At 46.3% G+C, this 23,121-nt stretch carries 21 protein-coding genes and 1 riboswitch; of the genes, 13 read left to right on the top strand and 8 right to left on the bottom strand.

Annotated elements, in window-relative coordinates; translation table 11 throughout:
- Nucleotides 1-2: 2 nt before the first annotated feature.
- Genes BXO87_RS10290 through BXO87_RS10280 form a run of 3 tightly spaced genes read left to right on the top strand, consistent with a single transcriptional unit; the run spans nucleotide 3 to nucleotide 3,613 of the window.
- Nucleotides 3-2,333, top strand: a complete 2,331-nt coding sequence (locus BXO87_RS10290; RefSeq protein ID WP_038460501.1) for a xanthine dehydrogenase family protein molybdopterin-binding subunit — start codon at nucleotides 3-5, stop codon at nucleotides 2,331-2,333.
- A complete protein-coding gene (locus tag BXO87_RS10285; protein ID WP_038460498.1) occupies nucleotides 2,320-3,162 on the top strand; it encodes an FAD binding domain-containing protein in 843 nt (280 codons plus the stop codon). Before BXO87_RS10290 ends, BXO87_RS10285 begins: the two co-directional genes overlap by 14 nt.
- Complete coding sequence (locus BXO87_RS10280; RefSeq protein ID WP_015418586.1) at nucleotides 3,155-3,613, top strand: (2Fe-2S)-binding protein; 459 nt, start codon at nucleotides 3,155-3,157, stop codon at nucleotides 3,611-3,613. The genes BXO87_RS10285 and BXO87_RS10280 overlap by 8 nt, the downstream gene beginning before the upstream one ends.
- A gap of 39 nt (nucleotides 3,614-3,652) precedes the next feature.
- Here the strand turns inward: BXO87_RS10280 and fbp are convergent, their stop codons facing one another.
- Nucleotides 3,653-5,578 carry a fructose-1,6-bisphosphatase gene (gene fbp / locus BXO87_RS10275; RefSeq protein WP_038460496.1) on the bottom strand — a complete coding sequence of 642 codons (1,926 nt, stop codon included), beginning with the start codon at nucleotides 5,576-5,578 and terminating at the stop codon, nucleotides 3,653-3,655.
- Between the two features lie 298 nt (nucleotides 5,579-5,876).
- Nucleotides 5,877-5,957: riboswitch (glycine riboswitch) on the top strand.
- A gap of 145 nt (nucleotides 5,958-6,102) precedes the next feature.
- On the opposite strand from fbp, the gene BXO87_RS10270 reads away from it, so the two are divergent.
- Nucleotides 6,103-7,449: an amino acid permease gene (locus tag BXO87_RS10270; RefSeq protein WP_015240926.1), complete on the top strand. Its 1,347-nt coding sequence runs from the start codon at nucleotides 6,103-6,105 to the stop codon at nucleotides 7,447-7,449.
- A 140-nt stretch (nucleotides 7,450-7,589) separates the two neighbouring features.
- The gene (locus BXO87_RS10265) at nucleotides 7,590-8,822 is read left to right on the top strand and encodes a Fic family protein (RefSeq protein ID WP_020958080.1); all 1,233 of its coding nucleotides are present in this window, start codon (nucleotides 7,590-7,592) and stop codon (nucleotides 8,820-8,822) included.
- A 44-nt stretch (nucleotides 8,823-8,866) separates the two neighbouring features.
- Here BXO87_RS10265 and ahpF read toward each other — a convergent pair whose 3' ends face one another.
- Nucleotides 8,867-10,396, bottom strand: a complete 1,530-nt coding sequence (gene ahpF / locus BXO87_RS10260; RefSeq protein WP_007614902.1) for an alkyl hydroperoxide reductase subunit F — start codon at nucleotides 10,394-10,396, stop codon at nucleotides 8,867-8,869.
- A 13-nt stretch (nucleotides 10,397-10,409) separates the two neighbouring features.
- Nucleotides 10,410-10,973, bottom strand: a complete 564-nt coding sequence (gene ahpC, locus BXO87_RS10255) for an alkyl hydroperoxide reductase subunit C (RefSeq protein WP_004393188.1) — start codon at nucleotides 10,971-10,973, stop codon at nucleotides 10,410-10,412.
- A 298-nt stretch (nucleotides 10,974-11,271) separates the two neighbouring features.
- Between ahpC and BXO87_RS10250 the strand changes: the two genes are divergently transcribed.
- Nucleotides 11,272-11,958 carry a VOC family protein gene (locus BXO87_RS10250; protein WP_033574301.1) on the top strand — a complete coding sequence of 229 codons (687 nt, stop codon included), beginning with the start codon at nucleotides 11,272-11,274 and terminating at the stop codon, nucleotides 11,956-11,958.
- Nucleotides 11,959-11,994: 36 nt separating this feature from the next.
- On the opposite strand, the gene BXO87_RS10245 is transcribed toward BXO87_RS10250, so the two are convergent.
- The 3 genes from BXO87_RS10245 to BXO87_RS10235 all read right to left on the bottom strand — a co-directional run bounded on the left by BXO87_RS10245 (nucleotide 11,995) and on the right by BXO87_RS10235 (nucleotide 14,076).
- The gene (locus BXO87_RS10245) at nucleotides 11,995-12,450 is read right to left on the bottom strand and encodes an RDD family protein (protein ID WP_014419310.1); all 456 of its coding nucleotides are present in this window, start codon (nucleotides 12,448-12,450) and stop codon (nucleotides 11,995-11,997) included.
- 69 nt (nucleotides 12,451-12,519) lie between these two features.
- Nucleotides 12,520-13,686: an MFS transporter gene (locus tag BXO87_RS10240; RefSeq protein WP_076851323.1), complete on the bottom strand. Its 1,167-nt coding sequence runs from the start codon at nucleotides 13,684-13,686 to the stop codon at nucleotides 12,520-12,522.
- A 78-nt stretch (nucleotides 13,687-13,764) separates the two neighbouring features.
- Complete coding sequence (locus BXO87_RS10235) at nucleotides 13,765-14,076, bottom strand: ArsR/SmtB family transcription factor (protein WP_007407855.1); 312 nt, start codon at nucleotides 14,074-14,076, stop codon at nucleotides 13,765-13,767.
- 142 nt (nucleotides 14,077-14,218) lie between these two features.
- Here BXO87_RS10235 and BXO87_RS10230 point away from each other — a divergent pair, with 142 nt between their 5' ends.
- Complete coding sequence (locus tag BXO87_RS10230; RefSeq protein ID WP_038464489.1) at nucleotides 14,219-14,638, top strand: DUF5391 family protein; 420 nt, start codon at nucleotides 14,219-14,221, stop codon at nucleotides 14,636-14,638.
- Between the two features lie 130 nt (nucleotides 14,639-14,768).
- The gene (locus BXO87_RS10225; RefSeq protein WP_094031902.1) at nucleotides 14,769-15,989 is read left to right on the top strand and encodes an outer membrane protein assembly factor BamB family protein; all 1,221 of its coding nucleotides are present in this window, start codon (nucleotides 14,769-14,771) and stop codon (nucleotides 15,987-15,989) included.
- A 37-nt stretch (nucleotides 15,990-16,026) separates the two neighbouring features.
- On the opposite strand, the gene BXO87_RS10220 is transcribed toward BXO87_RS10225, so the two are convergent.
- Nucleotides 16,027-17,364 (bottom strand): aldehyde dehydrogenase family protein, encoded by a 1,338-nt coding sequence (locus BXO87_RS10220; RefSeq protein ID WP_007407852.1) that lies wholly within the window; start codon nucleotides 17,362-17,364, stop codon nucleotides 16,027-16,029.
- A 141-nt stretch (nucleotides 17,365-17,505) separates the two neighbouring features.
- On the opposite strand from BXO87_RS10220, the gene BXO87_RS10215 reads away from it, so the two are divergent.
- From BXO87_RS10215 to BXO87_RS10195, 4 genes are all read left to right on the top strand, one after another.
- Nucleotides 17,506-18,663 carry a TetR/AcrR family transcriptional regulator gene (locus BXO87_RS10215; protein WP_076851322.1) on the top strand — a complete coding sequence of 386 codons (1,158 nt, stop codon included), beginning with the start codon at nucleotides 17,506-17,508 and terminating at the stop codon, nucleotides 18,661-18,663.
- A 247-nt stretch (nucleotides 18,664-18,910) separates the two neighbouring features.
- The gene (desA, locus tag BXO87_RS10205) at nucleotides 18,911-19,960 is read left to right on the top strand and encodes a Delta(5) desaturase DesA (protein ID WP_007407850.1); all 1,050 of its coding nucleotides are present in this window, start codon (nucleotides 18,911-18,913) and stop codon (nucleotides 19,958-19,960) included.
- A gap of 118 nt (nucleotides 19,961-20,078) precedes the next feature.
- Complete coding sequence (locus BXO87_RS10200; protein WP_020958074.1) at nucleotides 20,079-21,215, top strand: sensor histidine kinase; 1,137 nt, start codon at nucleotides 20,079-20,081, stop codon at nucleotides 21,213-21,215.
- Nucleotides 21,212-21,811 carry a response regulator transcription factor gene (locus BXO87_RS10195; RefSeq protein WP_007407848.1) on the top strand — a complete coding sequence of 200 codons (600 nt, stop codon included), beginning with the start codon at nucleotides 21,212-21,214 and terminating at the stop codon, nucleotides 21,809-21,811. The genes BXO87_RS10200 and BXO87_RS10195 overlap by 4 nt, the downstream gene beginning before the upstream one ends.
- Before the next feature lie 56 nt (nucleotides 21,812-21,867).
- Here the strand turns inward: BXO87_RS10195 and BXO87_RS10190 are convergent, their stop codons facing one another.
- Complete coding sequence (locus BXO87_RS10190) at nucleotides 21,868-22,689, bottom strand: SDR family oxidoreductase (RefSeq protein WP_007407847.1); 822 nt, start codon at nucleotides 22,687-22,689, stop codon at nucleotides 21,868-21,870.
- Between the two features lie 127 nt (nucleotides 22,690-22,816).
- On the opposite strand from BXO87_RS10190, the gene BXO87_RS21030 reads away from it, so the two are divergent.
- Nucleotides 22,817-23,065, top strand: coding sequence for a hypothetical protein (locus BXO87_RS21030; RefSeq protein ID WP_007614882.1), 249 nt, complete (start codon nucleotides 22,817-22,819; stop codon nucleotides 23,063-23,065).
- Nucleotides 23,066-23,121: the final 56 nt, after the last annotated feature.

Here is a 23,121-nt window from a genome sequence, read left to right as displayed (position 1 = left end):
AGTTGGAGTATATCGGGAAGAGTGTCATTCGAAAAGAGGCCCTTGAAAAAGTGACGGGTAAAGCGAAATATACGGATGATTTTCAAGAAACAGGCACATTACACGCAAAAATGCTGGTCAGTCCATATGCGCATGCCGATATTGTGTCTATGGACTTTTCAGAAGCTTGGAAGATTCCCGGCGTGAGAGCGATATTGGGTGATGAACCTTTTCCGCTTGCAGGTGAGGAAATTAAAGACAGATCGCCGATTGCTTATAAAAGGGTCAGATACCATGGTGAGCCGGTTGCTGTTGTTGTTGCGGAAAATCCGATTACAGCTAAAAAGGCAGCGGATGCCATCAAAGTATCCTATAAACCTCTTCCCGTCGTCAATTCCCCCCGTGAGGCCTTTCAAAAGGATGCGCCACTCGTTCATGAACATGCGGACCGCTATGAGAAGACAAAAGGTGTATTCCCGGTTCCGAAGACCAATATCGCAAACCTGGATAAGGTTAGAAAAGGAAATATTGAAGACGGGTTTAGGGAAAGTGATGTGACAGCAGAATTCCAGATTTCCTTTAACCCTTCTGATCACGCTGCGATGGAGACAAGATGCTCGATCGCTGAAATTCGAGCGGATGAGGAGATTATCATTACCACATCCTCTCAAGCCCCTTTTGCCATTAAAAAATTAATGCAGTGGTATTTTGGAATTGAACCCGGAAAGGTGATCGTCAAAACGCCTTTAGTAGGCGGGGCGTACGGGGGAAAAGCGGCCGTTCAGTTAGAGGTGATTGCCTATTTGGCATCAAAAGCGGTTGGAGGCCGGCCCGTCAAATTGTTTAATACGAGAGAAGAGGATATGATCACATCTCCCGTTCATGTAGGATTGGATGCCATTGTCAAATTAGGGGCTGCAAAGGATGGAATCTTAAAGGCGGCGGACATTCAGCTTTTATTTGATGGCGGAGCGTATTCTGATAAAGGAGTGGACATCAGCCGGGCTGCGGTGGTTGATTGTACGGGTCCGTACGCGATCGATCATATACGGTGTGATTCATATTGTATGTATACGAATCATCCATATCCAAGCGCATTCAGGGGCTACAGCCATGCTGAAGTGTTATTTGCCTTTGAGCGGACGATGGATGTATTGGCGGAAAAGCTGAACATGGACCCATTAGAACTCCGCTATAAAAATGCCATTCGCCCCGGTGACACCACACCGACTCAAGTTCTTCTCAATTCAAGCACGGTCGGAAATGTGCCGAAATGCATTGAAAGATTAAAGGAATTAATGAATTGGGACGAGGGACAGCGAATTGAAATCGATGGCCGGAAGATACGGGCGAAGGGAATCAGCTGCATTTGGAAAACCTCAACATTTGATACAAATGCAACGTCCGGGGTGATTTTAACCTTTAATCCCGATGGAAGCATTAATTTGATGTCAGGCGTAGTGGAAATTGGAACAGGGACAAAAACAGTGCTAGCCCAAATCCTGGCGGAACGAATGAAAATGGATATAAGCAAAATTCATGTAAAAATGCTTATAGATACACAAACAACACCCGAGCATTGGAAAACCGTGGGGAGCAGAGGGACGTTAATGGCCGGAAATGCCGTACTGAATGCAGCGGAGGAAGCCATTCGAAAGCTGAAGGACGTGGCATCATGTGTGTTGCGGGTTCCTGTCGAGGAATTGGAAGTGGCCGACGGAAAGGTTTATTTTATAGATCATCCTTCTGTACATGTTGACATAAAAGACATTGCTTACGGATATACGTTTCCAAATGGAAATACCATTGGCGGCCAAATCATTGCGAGCGGCAATTACACATTAACCCGGATGACGAATTTAGACCGGGAAACGGGAAGAGGAAAGCCGGGACCCGAATGGGCTGTCGGTGCTCAGGGAATTGAAGTTGAGTTGGATAAACGGGATTATACGTACCGAATTACAAAAGCCTATTCTGTTGTGGATATAGGAACTGTACTGAATGAAAGAGCTGCAAGGGGTCAAGTGATGGGAGGGATGAGTATGGGAATCGCATTTGGAGGAAGAGAAACCTTTGTCTTTGATTCATATGGCAGAGTATTAAATCCTCAGCTTAGAACATACCGCCCCCTTCACTATGGAGAGCAGCCTGAATATATCATTGAATTTGTTGAAACCCCGCATGTGATTGCGCCTTATGGAGCGCGCGGAGGCGGGGAACACGGACTGTTGGGGATGCCGGCAGCATTGGGAAATTGCCTTTCCGCCGCTTTAGGTGTCCAATTGAATCAACTTCCTCTCATTCCCGAACAACTATGGAGAACGCAAGAGGGGTGGAAAGATGATACCGTTTGATTTTGATTATTTTAAACCGAAGACCATTCAAGAAACAACCCGCCTGTTTCACTCGCTTGCGGCCGAAAAGAAAACACCAATGTATTATTCCGGCGGCACGGAAATTATCACGTTAGGAAGGCTGAATATCATCTATACGGATGCGGTGATAGATATGAACGCGCTTCCGGAATTTCAAACCATCCGCTTTTATGAACATGATCTGGTGATCGGAGCAGGCGTGTCATTAACGAAACTGGAGGAAGAAAATCCATTTCCGCTATTAAGTAAAACGGTAAGTGAAATTGCGGATCGGACGACTCGAAATAAAATCAGCCTGGGCGGAAACATTTGCGGGGGCATCTATTACCGTGAGGCCGTGCTGCCATTGCTGATTTCTGATAGTTTGCTAGGGATTGCAGGGAGAGCGGGGATTCATTACCGTCCCATAAATAAAGTATTTAACAAGGAAATACAATTGCAAAAAGGTGATTTTTTATTTCATGTCGTTGTCGATCGAGCGTACGTTGACCTGCCATTTGTCAGTATCAAAAGAAGACAGCAGTGGAATGTCGGATATCCATTGGTGACAGTCTGTGCGCTGAAAAAAGATGATGAGATCAGAATGGCCTTCAGCGGCGTATGTCCATTTCCGTTTCGTTCTGCTGAAATGGAGGCTGTGCTTAACGATAAAAGCCGATCAGCAGAAGAAAGAGTGCGCAGGTCTTTACAGTATGTACCCAAACCCGTTCTTGATGATGCAGAAGGCTCAAGTGAATACCGAATATTTGTCTTGCAAAATACAATTTTAGATGCCCTACGGGAATTAGAAGGAGGTCCAAATGTCTGATCCTATTACGTTGAAAGTAAATGGCGAGGAAAGACAGATTACGGTCAGGCCGGCTGATACTTTGTTATTTGCTCTTCGTCTTCGTCTCGGATTAACTGGTGCAAAACCGGGCTGCTTAAATGGGGATTGCGGCGCCTGTACGGTATTAACGGACGGGGTGCCGATGAAATCTTGCTTAATGCTTGCGGCAGAAGGGGAAGGAAAGGATATTACGACAATTGAAGGACTGATCAATACGCCGATTCAAAAGGCTTTTATTGAAAAATTCGCGTTTCAATGCGGTTATTGCACACCGGGTTTTCTCATGAATTGTCATGCTTTAGTGAATACTGAGCCGAATGCAAGTGATGACACGATAAAAAATTGGCTGGAGTCCAATATTTGCAGATGTACGGGTTATAGGGAGATTGAAGAAGCGGTTAAATCGGTTTTACATACAGGGAAACCGTAAAAAAAGAGCCCAGAGAATCATCCCTGAACTCCATATTCTTCACTTCATATACCGATACTCCCGCAGCTTCTCCAAAATCGCCACTTCTTTCATCAGTTCTTCACCGACGTTTGTTTCTTTCACTTTCTTCCGCTCCAGCTCTTTGTCGACTAATCGTTTCACTGTTAAGACGTCGGTTCCGGTGCTCAGCACTTCGGCCTTGGAGTTAAAGTGTTTATGGGCGACGAGCTGCATGCCGTAGGAGTTGTATAAGAGCGTGTAGCCGGCGATGCCTGTTGTGGATTGGTAGGCTTTGGAGAAGCCGCCGTCGATGACGATCATTTTTCCGTTTGCCTTGATCGGATCTTCGCCTTCGATTTCTTTTACCGGTGTATGGCCGTTGATGATATGGCCATGATCTGGATTAAGGCCGAATTCCTTCAGGATGTTTCGGCAGGCTGCTTCGTCTTCACGCAAATAGTAATACGGGTTTTTCTTTTCTTTATGCGTTTCCTTCTCTTTAATGAAATACCGCTCAAAGGTTGTCATGGCGCGTTTTCCGAAGAGGGAGGAGTATTCGCCTGTCCATAAGTACCAAGTCATATCTGTCGCCAGATCATCGGTTTCTTCCGGTTGGGCAAACGCTTCACGTAAGAACCGTTCAAATACATCGAGCAGCTCACGGCCCGCATAAGCTTTATCCTCTATCATCATCGTTTCCATGCTGCCGTTTTCATCGACGGGAATACAGCCGTGAATCAACAGGTTGCCGTTATATTTCAGATACAGGCTGCCTTTTTTCATCATAAAATTCATATGGCGGCCCAGCTTTTCGGAGTTCTGAACAGAGAACAGCAGCTTGTCCATGACTTCTGCTTCTTCTTCTAATAGCTGATCGGGCTGTTTGGGATTCACCGTCGCAAAGCAGGTGTTTTCCAGTTGATACGTTTTTCCGTTCAGCGTAATTTCATTGCGGTCATAATCGATCTTTTCCAGTAACAGCCGTTCCTCCATATTAAAGTTCGGCCGTCTCTTAATAATCGGGCTCTCAAGCTTGAATTGGATCATCGCAATCGCCTGATGAATTTTTGTGATTTGTTTAATCTCATCTTCCGGTCTGTTTTCGTCCGCTTTCGGGCGGAAAGACGGGGTATCATCGTAATATTTTTCGGCAAGGTTCAATAGCGGTCTCAGATTGATGCCGTAAACGTCTTCAATAATATCCAGATTGTCATAGCGGGCACAGATGCGGATAATGTTTGCCAGGCATACTTTTGAGCCGGAATAAGCGCCTATCCAGAGAACATCATGATTCCCCCATTGAATATCCACTGAATGATAGTTGATCAGTTCTTCCATGATCTTATCCGGCTGCGGTCCGCGGTCATAAATATCGCCGACAACATGCAGATGGTCGACCACCAATCGCTGCGTGCTGTAGGCAAGGCCGGTGATCAGCTTATCGGCCTGGCCGAGCGCAATGATCTGTTCTATGATTTCGGAGTAGTATTGTTCCTTGTTGGCGGCTTGTTCTGTTTTGTACAGCAGCTCTTCAGAAATATAAGCAAATTGGGCGGGCAGCGCTTTGCGCAATTTGGAGCGGGTGTACTTGGAAGAACAATAAGAAACGAGCTTAATCATCCGGTGAATCGTTTCTTTATACCACTCGTTTAATGCCTCTTTCGTATCAAAGTCATGTTTGATCAGCTTCAGTTTGTCCTCAGGATAATAGACCAAAGCCGCCAGTTCATCAATTTCTCTATCGTAAATGACGCCGCTGAAAATATCGCGGATCTTCTCTTTTACCCTTCCTGAACCGTTCCGCAGCACGTGCTGGAATGCCTGATACTCCCCGTGCAGATCACTGACGAAATGCTCGGTTCCTTTCGGCAGGTTCAGTATCGCTTTCAGATTAATGATTTCCGTGACCACTTTTTCTTCACAATCGTATTTTTGTGCGAGCAGATCTAAATATTTCGTTTCCAATCTCGTCCATCCCCTTTTTATTTACGAGCAATTGTATGATAAAGTGAATTTAAAGTATGACATAATGTTTAAATGATTAGACCTTATATGATAGTACCGCATAACGCCTTTTTGAGACAATGAAAACGGAAAATACGCGCTTCAGGCATTAAAAATTGGACCGGGATAACGCCGTGCAGCTCATCCCTCTATTGACAATGCATTCAAGTTCCATTAAAATAAAAAGTTAGCTGATAGGTATTTCTATCAGAAACTCAATACGTAGCAGGCTATGATTGCTGTGGGTCGAACTACAGCAGGAGCGGCTTCTGGAGAGACCGCGGGTTTTCCGCGGCGCCGAAGGGTTCACAATCTCAGGCAAAAGGACAGAAGAGTACCGAATATGTATTTGTCATGCTGTTGATTGTCAGCGGCGCAGATATAATTTGATATTCTTATGACCATGAGATTGGAGGGCATCCAATCTCTTTTTTTATTGGCTTTTTTTGCTCGTCGTTCACTAGAGAGGTAAGGAGGAGTCAGATGTGGAGCAGCGAGAGCTAAAGAGGGACTTATCGAATCGGCACGTGCAGCTGATCGCCATTGGCGGCACGATCGGCACCGGATTGTTTTTAGGGTCCGGTAAGGCGATTCAGCTGGCGGGTCCTTCTATCATCTTTGCGTATTTTATTGTAGGTATTGCGCTTTTTTTCGTCATGCGGGCGCTGGGAGAACTGCTGTTATCTAAAGCGGGCTACCAATCATTAACGGATATTGCCGAGGCGTACTTAGGGCCGCGTGCAGCGTTTGTCACCGGCTGGACCTATTGGTTTTGCTGGATGATGACGGCTATGGCGGATGTGATCGCCGTCGGTGTGTATGTGAAATATTGGTTTGATATTCCGCAGTGGATTCCGGCACTTATCTGTTTGCTCATTTTATTAGGGCTTAATCTGTTAACGGTTAAGATTTTTGGAGAATTGGAGTTTTGGTTCGCCTTAATTAAGGTAGTCACGATTCTCGCGTTAATTGTCATCGGTGTGGTTCTGCTGGTGATTGGGTTCAAAACGCATACCGGAACGGTTTCAGCGGCGAATCTGTGGGAGCACGGCGGCTTGTTTCCGAACGGATTTTCAGGCTTTTTGCTTTCGTTCCAGATGGTGATCTTCGCCTATGTCGGTGTGGAATTAGTGGGTGTGTCGGCGGCGGAAACGTCAAATCCGAAAAAAAATATTCCGTCCGCTATCAATAAAATTCCATTGCGGATTTTATTTTTCTACGTCGGGGCATTGCTCATTCTTTTATGTATTAATCCGTGGATGCAGCTGAATGCGGCGGAAAGTCCTTTTGTAAAGACCTTCAGTCTGGTCGGCATTCCGTTAGCCGCGGGAATCATTAATTTTGTCGTATTAACCTCTGCCGCTTCTGCTTGTAACAGCGGGATGTTTTCAACAAGCCGGATTTTGTATAACTTAAGCAAAACGAAACAAGCGCCTGCAAGTTTTGCGAAGCTGAATAAAAATCATGTGCCGAGCCGCGCATTATGGATATCGGTTATTGTGCTGTCAGCTGGCGCTCTTTTAAGCAAATTGATACCGGAAGCGGCTTTTGGCATCGTGACCACCATCAGCGCGATTTGTTTCATTTGGGTGTGGGGCGTGATTCTTGTCTGTCATATCAGATACAGGAAAACCCGTCCGGACTTACACGCAAGCTCGTCTTTCAAGGCGCCGTTTGCGCCGTTTATCAATTACGCCGTGCTGGCGCTGTTTGCCGTCATTCTGGTGATTATGCTGTTTGCGGATGCAACGCGCCCGGCTTTGCTGCTGACGCCGCTGTGGTTTATTGGATTATTTCTTATCTATCGGGCGAGAGGGAGAAAGACAGATTGAATTGCTTCAGACGGTGTACTGCCATGCAGTATGCCGTTTTTTGTTTTGATTGGAAAGCGAGAATATTTGTTAGAAATCAGGCTATAATGATTGTATAATTTAAAAAAAGTGTATAATTTTAAATTAAGCGAGGTGATAATATGAAGTATGAGAAGTTATCTAAGCTTTTTTATAAAATGGATGCTGATTCATATGAGAAAGAATTTAAAAAGAGAACAAGCAGCTATGGCAGTTATTCAACATCATTAAACATACGGGGGTTCCGAAAAGGCCGACCCACGGACGATTCATTTGAGCTATTTTATGTGAATACACATAAACTCATGAAGCTGAATAATGAAGTGTTGTTAAACAGTTCCAAAATTTCATCCCTTATCAGTCAGCTCCCCGAATTTGCCGTCAAACCTTATTTTGATAAATTAATTATTAATGAAGCACAGAGTAATAATGAAATTGAAGGAATCCGCAGTACAAAAAAAGAATTGAAAGAGGCTCTTAAAGCGTTAGAACAATCCGAGCCCTCACATAAGCGGTTTGTCGGATTGATGAAAACATATCAATTTATAGACCGAATTCCGTCGTTTACAAGCATTCATGACTTTAGGGAATTATATGACGAGCTGGTCGCAGATGAAATCGGAACAGAAGATGCGCCGGATGGTGAGCTATTCAGAAAAGGCTATGTTGAAGTGAACGATGGGAACATGACCACCCATATCGGCGTTAATTCTGAACAGAAGATAACAGAAGCGCTTGAGGCTTTAATTGCTTATCTTCATGATGAAACACATCCCCAGCTGTATCGTTACATGACAGCTCATTACTACTATGAATACATTCATCCTTTTTATGACGGCAATGGAAGAACAGGACGCCTTATCGTTGGGAGTTATTTGTCCCGATACTTAGAAAAATATTCAGCCATCACTTTTTCTTACGCAGTTAATAAGAACAAAGATAAGTATTATAAGGCATTAGAGGAAATTCCCGCACCTTTAAACCGGGGAGAGCTGACTTTTTATTTAATGGATATGCTGGAGTTGCTTCTGTCAGGACAAAAAGGAATTATTGAGGATCTTGAATTTAATTTAATGAAACTGAAACGAATTAGGAACTATATTGATAGCGATCAATGGGCTGATTATAAAGATGAACGTGATATTTTTAATATCATTATCACGATTAATGTATTTGTAAATGATCAGGTTACGCTGTCGGTGCAAGATTTAATGGAGCTCTCAAATAAATCGAGACATAAAATTAACAGAGTAATGGATTATTTAGAACAGCAAGGATTTGTTGAGCTGGTAAGCAGAAGGCCAAAATCTTATAAAATCAGCGAGGATTGTTTAGAGGAAATACTGCCTTCTTAATTAGTATATTTAAAAAAGCCGCCATTCATATGGCGGCTTTCACATTAATTCCGGATCAAATAATCAAATGCGCCTAAAGCGGCAGTTGCACCTGATCCCATGGAGATAATGATTTGGTTGTACGGGCCGTCTGTGCAGTCCCCTGCGGCAAATAGGCCGGGAACGCTTGTCGCGCCGCTCTTATCGACGATGATTTCGCCGATGCGGTTGCGTTCGACCGTTTCGTCTAACCATTCTGTATTAGGCACGAGGCCGATTTGGACGAATACACCTTGGAGTTCAACGTGTTTTTCTTCGCCTGTTTCACGGTCAACGAACGTAATGCCGTTTACGTTTTGGTCGCCTGTGATTTCTTTCGTTTGTGCATTTTTGTGCACAGTGACGTTTGGCAGGCTGTAAAGACGTTTTTGCAGGACTTCGTCTGCTTTCAGTTCAGGCGCGAATTCCAGCACAGTCACGTGATTAACGATACCTGCAAGGTCAATCGCCGCTTCGATTCCGGAGTTTCCGCCGCCGATAACCGCTACGTCTTTGCCTTCAAACAATGGTCCGTCACAGTGCGGGCAGTAAGCGACACCTTTGTTTTTGAACTCTTGCTCACCAGGTACGTTGACATTGCGCCAGCGGGCACCTGTTGAAAGGATCACTGTTTTACTTTTCAGTACAGCGCCGTTTTCAAGTTCAAGTTCGAAGAGGTCTTTTTTCTCAAGGCGTTTCGCGCGCTGAAGGTTCATGACGTCAATATCATAATCTTTCACGTGCTCTTCAAGGCTTGCAGCGAGCTTCGGTCCTTCAGTCGCTTTGACGCTGATGAAGTTTTCGATGCTCATGGTGTCGAGTACCTGGCCGCCGAAGCGTTCAGCGACGACACCGGTGCGGATGCCTTTACGCGCCGTGTAGATCGCCGCGCTTGCGCCGGCAGGTCCGCCGCCGACAACAAGAACGTCAAACGGCTCTTTGTCGGCAAACTCAGACGCATCTGCGCCGCTGCCCATTTTTGCGAGAATCTCTTCGATGGTCATACGGCCGCTTCCGAAAGATTCACCGTTTAAGAATACAGTCGGAACAGCCATAATGTTTTTGCTTTCCACTTCTTCTTTGAATGCCGCGCCGTCAATCATTGTATGAGTGATATTCGGGTTGAGCACGCTCATCATGTTTAATGCTTGGACGACATCAGGGCAGTTGTGGCACGTCAGGCTGATATAAGACTCAAAGCGGTATTCTCCGCTAATGTTCTTAATCTGGTCAATGACCTTTTGATCAGCCTTAGGCGCTCTGCCGCTGACTTGAAGCAATGCCAGCACTAATGATGTAAATTCGTGGCCGAGAGGAACACCGGCGAATGTAACGCCTGTGTCTTCTCCGGTACGATTAACGCTGAAGCTCGGTGTTCTGTTTAATTCAGTTTTTTCAACTGAAATTTTAGATGACATGGAAGCCAGCTCGTCAACGAGAGCCAGCATGTCCTTAGAAGTGTCATCGTCACCGGCGCTTACTTTGAGAACAATGTCGTTCTCAATTAGCTGCATGTATTGATTTAATTGTGCTTTGATATTTGCATCAAGTACCAATGGAATGCACTCCTTAGATTTTACCTACCAAATCAAGGCTAGGTGTAAGTGTTTCGCCGCCTTCTTCCCATTTAGCCGGGCAGACTTCACCTGGGTTTTGACGAACGTATTGAGCTGCTTTTACTTTGTTTACAAGGTTGCTTGCGTCACGGCCGATACCGCCTGCATTGATTTCAACTGTTTGGATAACGCCATCAGGATCGATGATGAATGTTCCGCGGTCAGCAAGACCAGTTTCTTCGTCAAGAACGTCGAAGTTGCGGGAGATCGTTTGAGATGGGTCACCGATCATTGCGTAAGTGATTTTGCCGATTTTTTCAGAGCTGTCATGCCAGCCTTTGTGTACGAAGTGAGTATCTGTAGAAACAGAGTATACTTCAACACCTAATTCTTTCAGTGCAGCGTATTGTCCTTGAAGATCTTCAAGTTCAGTCGGGCAAACGAAAGAGAAATCCGCTGGATAGAAGCAGAAAACGCTCCATTGACCTTTCAAATCTTCGTTTGTTACATCGATGAATTCACCGTTTTTGAAAGCTTTTGCTTCGAATGGCAGTACTTCTTTTCCGATTAAAGACATAATATCTTCCTCCTGAAATGTGATTTGAAATATATTAAAAAGACAAAGCATTCACTTTATCTTTCAATAATAATTCTAATTATATATAGATTATTAAATAACATTTATTTTTTGTCAAGCTATATGGGGTATTATTTTCTGCTTTTTTTGCTTTAGACGTTTAAAAACGCCTGGTATAAGCGGTTTGGCGCTGTTTGTCCTGTTTAGCGCCGGGCGAAAGGGGGATTCTCAATTGGTGAATCGAAACAGTAGGAATCAACCCTTCTATATGGCAGTATAAACCAAAGGGGGTATGATCATGCAAATAAATAACATTACTTTGTACAGTTGTGCGTTGGAGGAGACGAAACACTTCTATGAACGGGTGTTAGGTTTTCCTTTAATTGATGAGTCCGGTGATTCGTTTACCATCAAGGCGGGAGAAAGTGAGTTGGAATTCAGGAGCGCCGATTCTCACTCTCATCCGACGTATCATTTCGCGTTTAACATTCCGAATAATCGTTTTGATGAGGCGAAGGCGTGGATGAAGGATAAAGTTGTTTTTCAAACGGAAGATGGGGAGGATGAGGTGTATTTCTCTCATATTCAGGCGCGTTCCTTTTATTTCAAAGATCCGTCCAACAATCTGGCGGAATTCATCGCGAGAGAAACATCGCCGCCAAGCGCGGAACATTTTTCGATTGAGTCCGTTCTGAATATCGGCGAGGTGAATCTGACGGCTGCCGAAGTCGTATCAACCGGGAGAAAGCTGCAGCGTTTCGGCATTCCGGTGAGAAAGCATGCGCCTCTTAGGGAAAATGGGTTTCATTTTATGGGTGATTACAATGATGGGGCGTTTTTGCTTTTAGGGCCGAGCGGCCGCCGCTGGATTTTTTCTGATCAGCATGCGGAGTTCCATCCGCTGTCTGTCATTGTGAACGGGACGATCCGCATTGAGGCTGACGGAAAGGGCGGCATTGACATCAGGCGGGCACAGCCGTCATAAAAAAGCCCGGGCTCAAAAGGCCCGGACTTGAGGTCGTTATTTATAGACAACACGGGTGCTGCACATGATGTCGTGCAGCGTTTTTTTCTCTCCGAAGGCGCCCATGATGAATCCGATATAAAGAATGAGCTTAGATATGATATATGCGAAAGCGCGTCCGAAGGCCTGGCCGATGGAAATCCGTCCGCCATCTTCATTGACGACCTTAAGGCCGAGCAATGCTTTTCCCAGGGTCCCCTGCATCTTTGAGGCCGTGAGCAGGCTGAAATATAAGATACTGATCACAAAAGAGCTCGCAAGAATCGGGATGACGCCGAACACCAGAAAAGAGATGTTAAACTGATTTTCGGTCATGAAGGGGTCAGCCGCCGCAACGCCTGCCGCAAATAAAAAAGAGACCATAAATTGAATGATAAAAATCGGAATTCCTATGATGATTTGATCAATGACGTAAGCCAGAAACCGAATCCAAAATCCTGCCGGTCTTTCCATGTATCTTTTTCTCTCCCTTGCTTTAATCTGGAATATTATACGTAATCATTCCGGATTTTGCAACGGAGCTTAAGCTTCTGCGAGCAGCCTCTTTCCCCATGCCAAGCGTCCCATGATCAGCCCGAAAGCCAGAAGGGCAAACATGATGCCGCACCACATCAGCTGATGGATTCCCAAATGTGAAATAAACCAGCCGCCCGCCGCCGTTCCGATGGTGATGCCGAGGTTGGAAAAAGAGACAAACAGGCTGTTGCCGAATTCGGGCGCCTCCTTTGCTTCCGCAGTAAGCCATGTCTGGCTGACAATGAGACCGCCGGAATGAACGGCGCCCCATACGAAGACGAGAACGGCCATCGGCGCGAAAGACGTCCCAAACCCGTATATGAGCAAGTAGGCGGCTGTATAAAGAAGCGGAAACAGGATGACGGTCTTTTTCATATTTTTATATAACAAAGCGCCGAAGACGAAATTCCCGGCTATCATAATCACCCCGAAGCTCATCAGCATGAAGCTGACCCATGTGCCGTTCATATGGGACACTCGTCCGAGGTACTCCGCAAAATAGCTGTAGACAGAAAACATGGCCGCAAAGAGACAGGTGACGGCAGCGATATTGAGCCACAAGGCCGGTTTGCGAAGGATGCCGAGCTGACTTCTGAAAGACATTTTTTCTGTGACCGGCATGGATGGCAAAAAGAGAAGAATGCCCGTGAATGCGATGAGACTGATGATAGCGCCGAATAAGAAGGCGGCTTCAAGGGATAGACGATCCGCCAGATAAGACGTGAAAGGCACGCCGAACGCAAAGCCGGCGGTGATGCCTGAAAAGACTTTCGTTACGGCTTTTCCGGATTGGCCGGCGGGGACAAGCCGGGCCGCGGCCGCAAGCGCTACAGAAAAGAACACCGGGTGGCATAAAGCCGGAATGATCCGAAACGCCAGCATGACACTGAAATGCGCCGTATACGCGTAGACCGCATTTGAAACGGCAAACATCAGCACCGCCAAAAGCAGAATGACTTTCCGGTTTATGCCTGAAGCAAGCAAGGTCAAAAACGGCCCCGACACAGCGACGATGAATGCGAAAATACTGACAAGCCATCCCGCTTTTGAAGCGGTAATTTGAAATCTGTCCGCCACTTGCGGAAGAACCCCGATGATGCCCATCTCGGTCGTAATAATCCCGAAAACCCCTAGGGCCAAAAATAGAATGAAGATGGAACTGCTTTTTTTCATTGTTATGTATACCTCCTTTTATAACTACATATACAGAAAAATAGATATGTTAGAACAAAAAAAGCCCTCCTTTCATGGTTATAGCTGGTGCTGAACATAGTCAGCAAAGGCTTTAATTTGTTTTTCATTCCTTCTGTAATAGGTCCACTTCCCGATTCGTTCGGATTCCAGCAGGCCGGCTTTTTGCATCGTCAGCAGGTAGCTGGAGATGACGGACTGCGCAAGCCCCGACTTTGCCTGAATATCACCGACGCAAATTCCGGTGCGGAAACTGAGTCCCTGATCAAGATAAGGTCTTTCATCAAAATGGTCTTCCGGGTGTTTAAGCCACGTCATAATATCACTTCGTGTTTTGTTAGATAGCGCTTTATGAATCAATATCGGTTCCATAACGTTTATTATATCTATTTTTCTGGATTTGTAAATTCGTTTTTAACAAAACATTCTCAAAGTAACTAAATATCGTGCTAAAATATAACATATTATCAGATTACCGGTAAAAAAGACGGGTTATTGTCAGGAGGATATTCACATGAATCAAAAGAAAAAAGGTGCGGTTGCGATGACCTTGCTTTCCGCTCTGCTGTTTTGTTTATTGCCGGTCATCGGCTCGCTTTCTCCGTTTGCAGAAACGGGGCCGAACGCGAATCGTTTTAATTCCGCGGGCATGTGGGCCGCCGTCGGTCAGATCCTTTTTATATATGCGGTCCCGCTCATTATGTATATTCTCGGTGTTCGTGTCATGAAAATCATCATGGCCGTTTTTTGCGGAATCGGGCTTCTCATTTGCGCGGCTGTCTTTTTGGTAACGTTATTGGTCGTAACTTCTTCGGAACAGGAGCTGTCTCTTTATTACGGCCTTCTCGTTTGGTCAGGCGCGGCTTTTATCGTCAATGTGGTGTGGTATATTGCCGCGTTTCGATCATCCCCGAAGCATCAGCAGGCTATGTGACATTTGTTCTATAAATCTGCCGAAAATACAAATATTTCATAGGTTAATTATGGTATGATCAAAGTGATATAGCAGCTTTTAATAGAAACGGGAGGAACTGACATTGAAAAAAAAGACAGCTTCATTGCGAATGAAAACATTGGCGGCCGGCGCTGCGGTTGCTGCGGCTTTATCTGTGGGGGCGGTTTCTGATCTGCCGGGGGCAAAATGGCTGCATCCGGCGGCTGCTCAAGCTGCGGAAACGGTATTTAAACAAAATCATGCGGCATCCGGTTTCTTGGCGGGACGGTATGACGCGCAGGCGATGTCTCCGACGATGTTCAACTGGTCAAGAGAAAGCCGGTTTACAAGCACTGCCGATGGCGCATTAAAATGGGAAAAGAATGTCCCGGCCACCCCTCAAAACGGTGCGGGAGCCGCGGTTGACGGGGACGGCACCGTATTTATTCAATCAAAAGACGGGAAGCTGACGGCGTATCATCCGGACGGTACTATGAAATGGGTGACGGAAAACATCGGGACGACCTATACGCTGACTCCGGTGCTCGGAACAAACGGTGTCATTTATCTTCCTTCTCACGATAAAAAACTGTATTTCATCGACAAAGAAACCGGAAACATTTTAACATCGGTTCCGCTGAGCGGAGCGCCGAGTTCCGATGCGGCTATCGGCTCTGACGGCACGCTGTATGTGTCGACGCTGGATAACTATATCTATGCGATTAAACCGACGTCGCCTTCGACATGGACGCAAAAGTGGAAGTTTAAAACAAACGGCGTGGTCGGCTCCGCTCCCGTGTTAGCGTCAAACGGCACTCTGTATACGGCAACGTACAATAATATCTTTTACGCGATCAATTCCGGTACGGGCCAAGTGAAATGGTCAAAAACGACGTCCAACGGGTTTAAAGGCTATCCGGTTATTGATAGAGACGGCACCGTTTACGCCGGAAACCAGGACGGCAACTTATACGCCTATACATCAACGGGTGCTGTAAAGTGGACGTTCCCGTTAAACGGTTTCTCCAGCTCTTCATTAGCGATCGACCATAACGGCAATGTGTATATCGGTTCCGGAAGCGGCGAGCTGTTTTCCATCAGCAAAACCGGCAATATGAACTGGTCTTTCTATACGGACGGGCCTGTGAGAACGGCGCCGCTGATTGATGCGGACGGCAATGTGTACTTCGGTTCTGACGATAAAAATGTCTATGCGGTTGACGCTGACGGTAATGAAAAATGGCGCTATCAAACAGACAGCAATGTCATTTCCTCCCCGGTTCTGGCTGAAGACGGCACGCTTTACGTCGGCACTTATACGAAACTGCTCGCATTCGGGGCAAAAAAATAATAAAAAAGAATCCGCGTCATCTGCGCGGATTCTTTTTTTATTTAGAGGCTTGAATAAATACGCCTTTTTCATGAGAAAATTCTTTAAAGCCGTACACACCGTGATATGAACCGATCCCGCTCGTATTGACACCGCCGAACGGAAGGTTGACGTCAGTGAAATGAACGACGACATCATTGACAGAAGCATTGCCGGATGTCGTATGCTGCAGCACATAATCGATCAGCTCCTGATTATGGCTGAATACATACAAGGCAAGCGGCTTGTCCCGTTCAGTGATGTAATCAACGGCTTCACTGATATCTTCGTAATTCATAATCGGCAGAATCGGTGCGAAGATTTCTTCCTGCATGATCTTCATATCAGGCGTGACGTTTGTCAGCACGGTCGGAGAAATCGTGCGGTCATGCGCATCGAATACGCCGCCGAACGCCGTTTTCGCCCCTTTTTCAATGGCGTCATCATACAGAGCTTTGACACGGTTAAAGTTGCGGTCGTTGACAATCTGCGTGAATTTGTTGCGGTCAACCGTATGATCATCCTCCATAAAACCTGCATTGACAATGGTTTGCAGGAGATCTGTAAAGGTGCTCTGCACTTCTTTCTTCATAAGGAGATAGTCAGGTGCGATACATGTTTGCCCCGCATTGACAAATTTGCCGACGGCGATTTTTTTCGCCGCGTCCATCAAATCATAGTCGCTGTCGATGATCGTCGGGCTTTTTCCGCCAAGCTCAAGCGTGACGGACGACAAGTGCTTCGCTGCTGCCGTCATGACGATTTTACCGACATTCGTGCTTCCGGTGAAGAAAATGTGGTCAAACGGCTGGTCGAGCAGTTCTGTGGCGACATCGACCTCACCTTCAAAAATGGCGACTTCTTCTTCGTGAAATGCCTCGCGAATAACTGTCGCGGCGATATGGCTCGTCTCCATTGTAAAATCGGACAGCTTCACAATCGCGCTGTTGCCGGCCGCAATGGCAGCTGCAAGCGGAGCCATCGTCAGCATAAACGGATAATTCCACGGGCCGAGAATTAAGGTAAGGCCTTTTGGCTCGTACATTAATACGCCGTCAGCGTCGGGACTGACGGATGAGCCGACGCGTTTCGGCGCCATCCAGGTGTCGAGATTGTTCATATTATCTTTAATCGCCTTAATCGTTCCCTGCGTTTCCGCTCTTTTTACCTCATGATAAGGCTTGCGGACGTCCCGTCTGATCGCCTCGATGATTTCTTCTTCATGTGCGGTGACGGCATCTAAAAAGCGCTGAAGCTTTTCTCTGCGCTGCCCGGCTGTTGAAGCACGCAGCGTTTTTTGATTTTTTTTCTGAAGCTCAAAGACGCGTTTGATGTCTGCTTTTATATGCTGATCCATCGGTCTTCCTCCTCTGGTTGCTTTTTTGTTTCTTCAGGGCCTATTATAATGTGGTGTGTTTTTGCGGCAAAGACAGCGTAAACACATCTATACGTTACCGTACAAATTGCGGTGATCTGTCTAATGAAAGGAGTGTCTCTTATGCCGGATTCTGTGACAACTGACATCAAACAAGCGCTTTTGGCCATGCTTGGAGAGCGGGATATCCGCCGTGTGACCATGAAGAACATCGCCGAACGGGCGCGTGTGAGCCGGGGGACACTGTACCTTTATTACGAAGATAAATATGCGATTTTAGAGGATATAGAGGAAGAAATGAAAGACGGGCTGAGCGAAGCGCTGTATGATTCGCTGAAGAATAAAGATGTGCTTCATTTACATGGCGGATGGCAAAAAGTGCATCCGACCCTGTCTTTTGTTGATCGGCATCGGGTGTTTTTTCAAACGATGATGGATCGCAATAAAATGCCCTATTTTCACTTTCATGCTTTTTTAAAAGATGTGTTCCGGCATGATGTGCTGCTGTCACCGGTCAATGCGGATTTCTCACCGACTGAACAGGATATGTACATTCATTACCGCGCTTTATACACGTATGCCATTGTGTTGTACTGGCTGAATGAGGAGCCCGGGGCATCCCCGGAAGCGATCAGCGGACAGGTGTGGGATTTGATTTCTCAAAAACGGTTTTACTGGCTGTTCGGCCGCCGGGTGCCGGAACAAGAAGAAAAAAAGCCCGCCGACCGCCGGGTGACAAGGACGAGGCAGGCCTTGCAAGAAGCCATGATCGGCTTAATGGCGGAAAAAAAAGAGTACGCGGCAATCACGATTTCCGATATTGCCCGTCAAAGCAACCTCCGCCGTGCCACTTTTTATGACCATTACGCCAACAAAGAAGCATTGCTGAAAACGATCATCCATCAATCATGCCGGGATCTGATCGGATTATTGACGGTAAAAGGAGAGCCTGCCGATTGCTCCATGGAAGAAGCGGAATCCGCGCTCGTCGGTCTCTTTTCGGCACTGTCGGACGGCCTGCCGCTCGTTCATTTTCTGAGAGAGGGTTCGGGAGTGCCTGACGTCATCCCGGAAATGTTCAGAGCGCTGCAATCGTTTTATCTTCATCAGCCCCTGCACATTCAGGCGGGCAAAAAACTCTATGCATATTATGTCGCGTCCATGCTCGTCGGTTTGATTCAATATCGTCTTCATGAAGGAAAAGACCACGCGCCGGACATGCTGGCCCGGGAGTTTCTGCAGTTTTTGGATGTGAAGAAGTATCGGGTGATTTTGCTGTGAGGATGATGAAAAAGAACTCAGCCGAAAACAGGCCGGGTTCTTTTTTGCTGTTTTCTTTGAGAAGCGCCGATATGAAGTGTCCGGCTTTATCCCTTATAAAAAAGATACCTTCCATATGACGCCTGATCAGCATTCTGCCGCCAAACATGACAAATGTCATATTCGGGGCATGATGGCTGCTACTACAAAAGCGTCTGGCGCCCCGTTATACTTGGGATCATAATGAAAAAGAAGGGACATGACATTCATGACCAATCACACCGCAACTCAAAAACAAGCATCTTTAAAAAAGCAGGTTGCCGCATTTTCCGGCGCCGATACAAAGCATAGTGTCAATCAGCTTTTCAACACGTTTGTGCCGTTTTTTGCCCTTTGGTTTCTTGCTTACTTCAGCCTCAATGTCTCCTATCTTCTGACCCTCGCCTTTACTGTTATAGCAGCGGGATTTTTGACAAGAATCTTTATTATTTTCCACGACTGCTGCCACCAATCCTTTTTCAAACAAAAGAAACTGAACCGGCTGTTCGGGTTTATTTCAGGTGTGCTGACCCTGTTTCCGTTCCTTCAATGGCAGCGCAGCCACTCCATTCATCATGCGACGAGCAGCAACTTAGATAAACGGGGCACCGGCGATATTTGGATGATGACCGTCAAGGAATACAACGAAGCCTCAGCCTGGACAAAAGTACGCTACAGACTTTATCGCAATCCGTTTATTATGTTTATTCTCGGCCCGATTTACGTATTTCTGATTAAAAACCGTTTCAATGTAAAAGGCGCCCGCCGCAAGGAGCGCTGGAACACCTATTTCACGAACGCGGCGATTGTCTTATTGGCTGCTGCGACGTGCCTGCTTGTCGGCTGGGAAAACTTTTTGCTTGTTCAGGGTCCGATTTTCCTTATTTCGGGGTCAATCGGCGTCTGGCTATTTTATGTTCAGCACACGTTTGAGGATTCTTATTTTGAAGCCGATGAGCATTGGGATTATGTGCAGGCCGCGGTAGAAGGAAGCTCCTTTTACAAGCTTCCGAAGCTTTTGCAATGGCTGACAGGCAATATCGGCTACCATCATGTTCACCACTTAAGCCCGAAAGTGCCGAACTACAAGCTGGAAGCCGCTCATGAGGGGCACGAGCCTTTAAAAAACGTGCCGACCATTACGCTTAAAACAAGTCTTGAATCCATGAAATTCCGTCTGTGGGATGAGGACGAAAAGCAATTTGTCACCTTTCGGGAGGCGCGGAAAAAACCGGCGCCCCATCCGGTGCCGAAAGAACCTTTGAAGAAAAATGCCTGATATGGCGCGCGGCTCTTTCTCTTATCAGAAAGGGCCTTCTCTTCATGCGTGAGGATGCAATGAAGGCGGTGTTTTGATAAAGTGATGGTAGACACAAGCAGCAGAAGGTGGAACAAAGATGAAGAAGTATTTTAAATTTCAAAAACTGAACGGGATTTCTCCTTATATATGGACGATTTTTTTCATCTTGCCTTTTTATTTTATTTTTAAAAGCTCTTCTACCTTTGTCATCGTGGCCGGCATCATTTTCACACTTGTTTTCTTTGGCGCATACCGCTTCGCATTTGTTGCAAAAGGCTGGCCGCTTTACTTATGGGCGCTTCTTCTGATCGGCATTTCGACCGGCTCAGTTATGCTGTTCAGCTATATTTACTTCGCCTTCTTTATCGCCTACTTCATCGGCCATATCCGAGACAAAGTTCCTTTTTACATCTTATATTACATTCATATCATCAGTGCGGCGGTTGCCGTCAACTTCAGCCTTGTTCTGAAAAAAGGGTGGTTTTTGACACAAATTCCGTTTATCGTCATTACACTGATCAGTGCCATCCTGCTCCCGCTCAGCATTCGAAGCAGAAAAGCACGGGAGCGCCTTGAGGAGAAATTAGAATATGCAAATGAGCGAATCGCCGATCTTGTGAAGCTGGAAGAAAGGCAGCGCATCGCCCGGGACCTTCACGATACACTTGGACAAAAGCTTTCCTTAATCGGGCTGAAAAGCGACCTTGCCCGAAAGCTGATATATAAGGACCCTGAACAGGCCCGCACTGAGCTGAAAAGCGTGCAGCAGACGGCCCGCACCTCGTTAAATGAGGTCAGACAAATCGTCTCATCGATGAAAGGCATCCGATTGAAGGATGAGCTCGGCAATGTTCGGCAAATTCTTGAAGCGGCAGGAATTGATTTTGTGTATGAAGAAAAAGAAGCGCCCAAACATATCTCTTTGCTGAACGAAAACATCGTCAGCATGTGCATTAAAGAAGCCGTCACCAATGTCGTGAAACACAGCGGCGCCAAAGTATGCCGCATCACCATTCAGCAGCTTTGGAAAGAGGTTGTCATTACGGTAGAAGATGACGGCAGCTTTCAATGCAAAGAAGACCGCTTTTTTTCAAAGGGGCACGGCCTGCTTGGAATGAGGGAACGTCTTGAATTCGCAAACGGCAGTTTAGCCATTGATACAGCCGCCGGAACAAAGCTGACCATGAGAATCCCGAATGATTCAAAATCAAAAGAAAAGGATGGTAGCAGATGATCAACATCTTCATTGCCGAGGATCAGCAAATGCTGCTCGGCGCACTCGGTTCGCTGTTGAATTTAGAAGAGGATATGACGGTTGTCGGTAAAGGCACAAGCGGCCAGGATGCCATCGATTTCGTGGAAAAACATGCGCCCGACATCTGTCTGATGGATATCGAAATGCCCGGGAAATCAGGTCTTGAAGCGGCAGAAGAACTCAAGGACAGCGGTGTGAAAATCATCATTTTGACGACCTTTGCCCGCTCCGGCTATTTTCAGCGGGCGCTAAAAGCCGGCGTCAGCGGGTACATGCTCAAGGACAGCCCGAGCGATGAGCTCGTCAGCGCCATCCGCAGCGTCATGAAAGGAAGACGCGTCTACGCCCCTGAATTAATGGAGGACATCTATAGTGAAGAAAACCCGCTGACCGAACGGGAAAAAGAGGTGCTCGAGCTTGTCGCAGACGGGAAAAACACGAAAGAAATCGCAAACGCCCTCAGCATCAAAAGCGGCACAGTCCGCAATTACGTTTCGATGATCCTGGATAAATTAGAAGTGAAAAATCGAATTGAAGCCATTACCCGATCAAAAGAAAAGGGCTGGTTTAAGTAACCTGCCCTCAGCTTGTTCAGCCAGTGTTTTTGCACTGGCTTGTTTCTTTTTCGCCGTCACTCCGTCTCTTCCTTCCACTTCTTATCAATCAGCATTTTTCCCGGCCAAGTGTATGCCATGATGCCGCCGTCTGCGGTGATGTCTTCTCCCGTGACGTAAGAACTGTCGTCTGAAGCGAGGAAGAGCGCGACGGCTGCCATTTCTTCCGGTTTTCCAAGCCGGCCGAGCGGCGTGATCCATTTGTTGGCTTCACGGAACGCCTCGCCCATTTCGTCTTCTGTCGTGCCTGCCAATTTATCAATGAGCGGCGTTTCAATCGTCCCCGGCGATAAGGAATTGACGCGGATTCCGCTTCTGGCGTAATCAATGGCCATCGCTCTCGTCAGGTTCGTGATTCCGCCTTTTGCGGCGTTATAGCCTGAGCGGTCAAGGTCTGCGGCCCGGCCGGACATGGAGGAGGTGTTGATGATGGAGCCTCCTTTTTCGAGCATGAGCGGAATCAGGTATTTGCTGCAAAGAAATGTGCCGCGCAGATCGACGGCGATGATCCGGTCAAACAGGTCGACCGGGTATTCATGGACTTTTCCGCCCTCTTGGTCAACACCAGCATTGTTAAACAGAATATCAATTGTTCCGTACTTTTGCTGAATGCCATCCGCAAAAGACTTTACGTTTTCTTCGTCTGATACATCAAGGTGAAAGGCTTCTGCTTCTCCGCCGTTTTTTCTGATGGCGCTGACGGTTTCATTCAGTTCGCTTTCATTGATGTCACCGCAGATCACGCGGGCGCCTTCATCGGCGAAAACCCGTGCCGTCGCTTGTCCGATGCCTGTCGCGGCCCCTGTGATGATTGCGGTTTTGTCTGTTAATCTTCCCATATTGCGATTCCTCCTTTTTTATATCTGTTCCCGCTGAATAGGGGGATAAACATACGGAGGTCTGTTTCTAAATACCTATTAAATATGTTAATATTATGTATATACATCATTGGGAGGTTTACATATTTTGAAGATACAGCATAAGAAGGAGATAGCGTTTTATTGTTATGCCATTGTTCCTATGGGATTTGTGATTTACACCGTTATCTCTATTCTATTTCAGGACATCATATTTCCTCTCACTGTAAGAAATGTTTTGCATGAGTCTTTGCGAAACTTAGGTTCTCTTATCTTATTTAGTTTGTTTTTCTACCCGTCATACATATGGATGAAGAAGGAATTTGGCCGCCGGAAAGAAGCAGAGAGGAGAGGATGATCAACATTCTCTCTTTTTTATTAATAAAATGGGTGAAATGAATCCATTAACATGTT

Source organism: Bacillus sp. GZB (genome assembly GCF_001975995.1).
GTDB lineage: Bacteria > Bacillota > Bacilli > Bacillales > Bacillaceae > Bacillus > Bacillus velezensis.
Note: the sequence above shows the minus strand (reverse complement) of the source record. Positions and strands in the feature narration are given on the sequence as shown.

Coding starts and splice junctions, on each gene's coding strand:
- BXO87_RS10265 (WP_020958080.1), top strand. CDS start 7,590: ATGAAGTATGAGAAGTTATCTAAGCTTTTTTATAAAATGGATGCTGAT.
- BXO87_RS10225 (WP_094031902.1), top strand. CDS start 14,769: ATGAAAACATTGGCGGCCGGCGCTGCGGTTGCTGCGGCTTTATCTGTG.
- BXO87_RS10190 (WP_007407847.1), bottom strand. CDS start 22,689: ATGGGAAGATTAACAGACAAAACCGCAATCATCACAGGGGCCGCGACA.
- BXO87_RS10285 (WP_038460498.1), top strand. CDS start 2,320: ATGATACCGTTTGATTTTGATTATTTTAAACCGAAGACCATTCAAGAA.
- ahpC (WP_004393188.1), bottom strand. CDS start 10,973: ATGTCTTTAATCGGAAAAGAAGTACTGCCATTCGAAGCAAAAGCTTTC.
- BXO87_RS10250 (WP_033574301.1), top strand. CDS start 11,272: ATGCAAATAAATAACATTACTTTGTACAGTTGTGCGTTGGAGGAGACG.
- BXO87_RS10195 (WP_007407848.1), top strand. CDS start 21,212: ATGATCAACATCTTCATTGCCGAGGATCAGCAAATGCTGCTCGGCGCA.
- BXO87_RS10235 (WP_007407855.1), bottom strand. CDS start 14,076: ATGGAACCGATATTGATTCATAAAGCGCTATCTAACAAAACACGAAGT.
- BXO87_RS10245 (WP_014419310.1), bottom strand. CDS start 12,450: ATGGAAAGACCGGCAGGATTTTGGATTCGGTTTCTGGCTTACGTCATT.
- BXO87_RS10230 (WP_038464489.1), top strand. CDS start 14,219: ATGAATCAAAAGAAAAAAGGTGCGGTTGCGATGACCTTGCTTTCCGCT.
- BXO87_RS10240 (WP_076851323.1), bottom strand. CDS start 13,686: ATGAAAAAAAGCAGTTCCATCTTCATTCTATTTTTGGCCCTAGGGGTT.
- desA (WP_007407850.1), top strand. CDS start 18,911: ATGACCAATCACACCGCAACTCAAAAACAAGCATCTTTAAAAAAGCAG.
- BXO87_RS10280 (WP_015418586.1), top strand. CDS start 3,155: ATGTCTGATCCTATTACGTTGAAAGTAAATGGCGAGGAAAGACAGATT.
- BXO87_RS10220 (WP_007407852.1), bottom strand. CDS start 17,364: ATGGATCAGCATATAAAAGCAGACATCAAACGCGTCTTTGAGCTTCAG.
- BXO87_RS10200 (WP_020958074.1), top strand. CDS start 20,079: ATGAAGAAGTATTTTAAATTTCAAAAACTGAACGGGATTTCTCCTTAT.
- BXO87_RS10215 (WP_076851322.1), top strand. CDS start 17,506: ATGCCGGATTCTGTGACAACTGACATCAAACAAGCGCTTTTGGCCATG.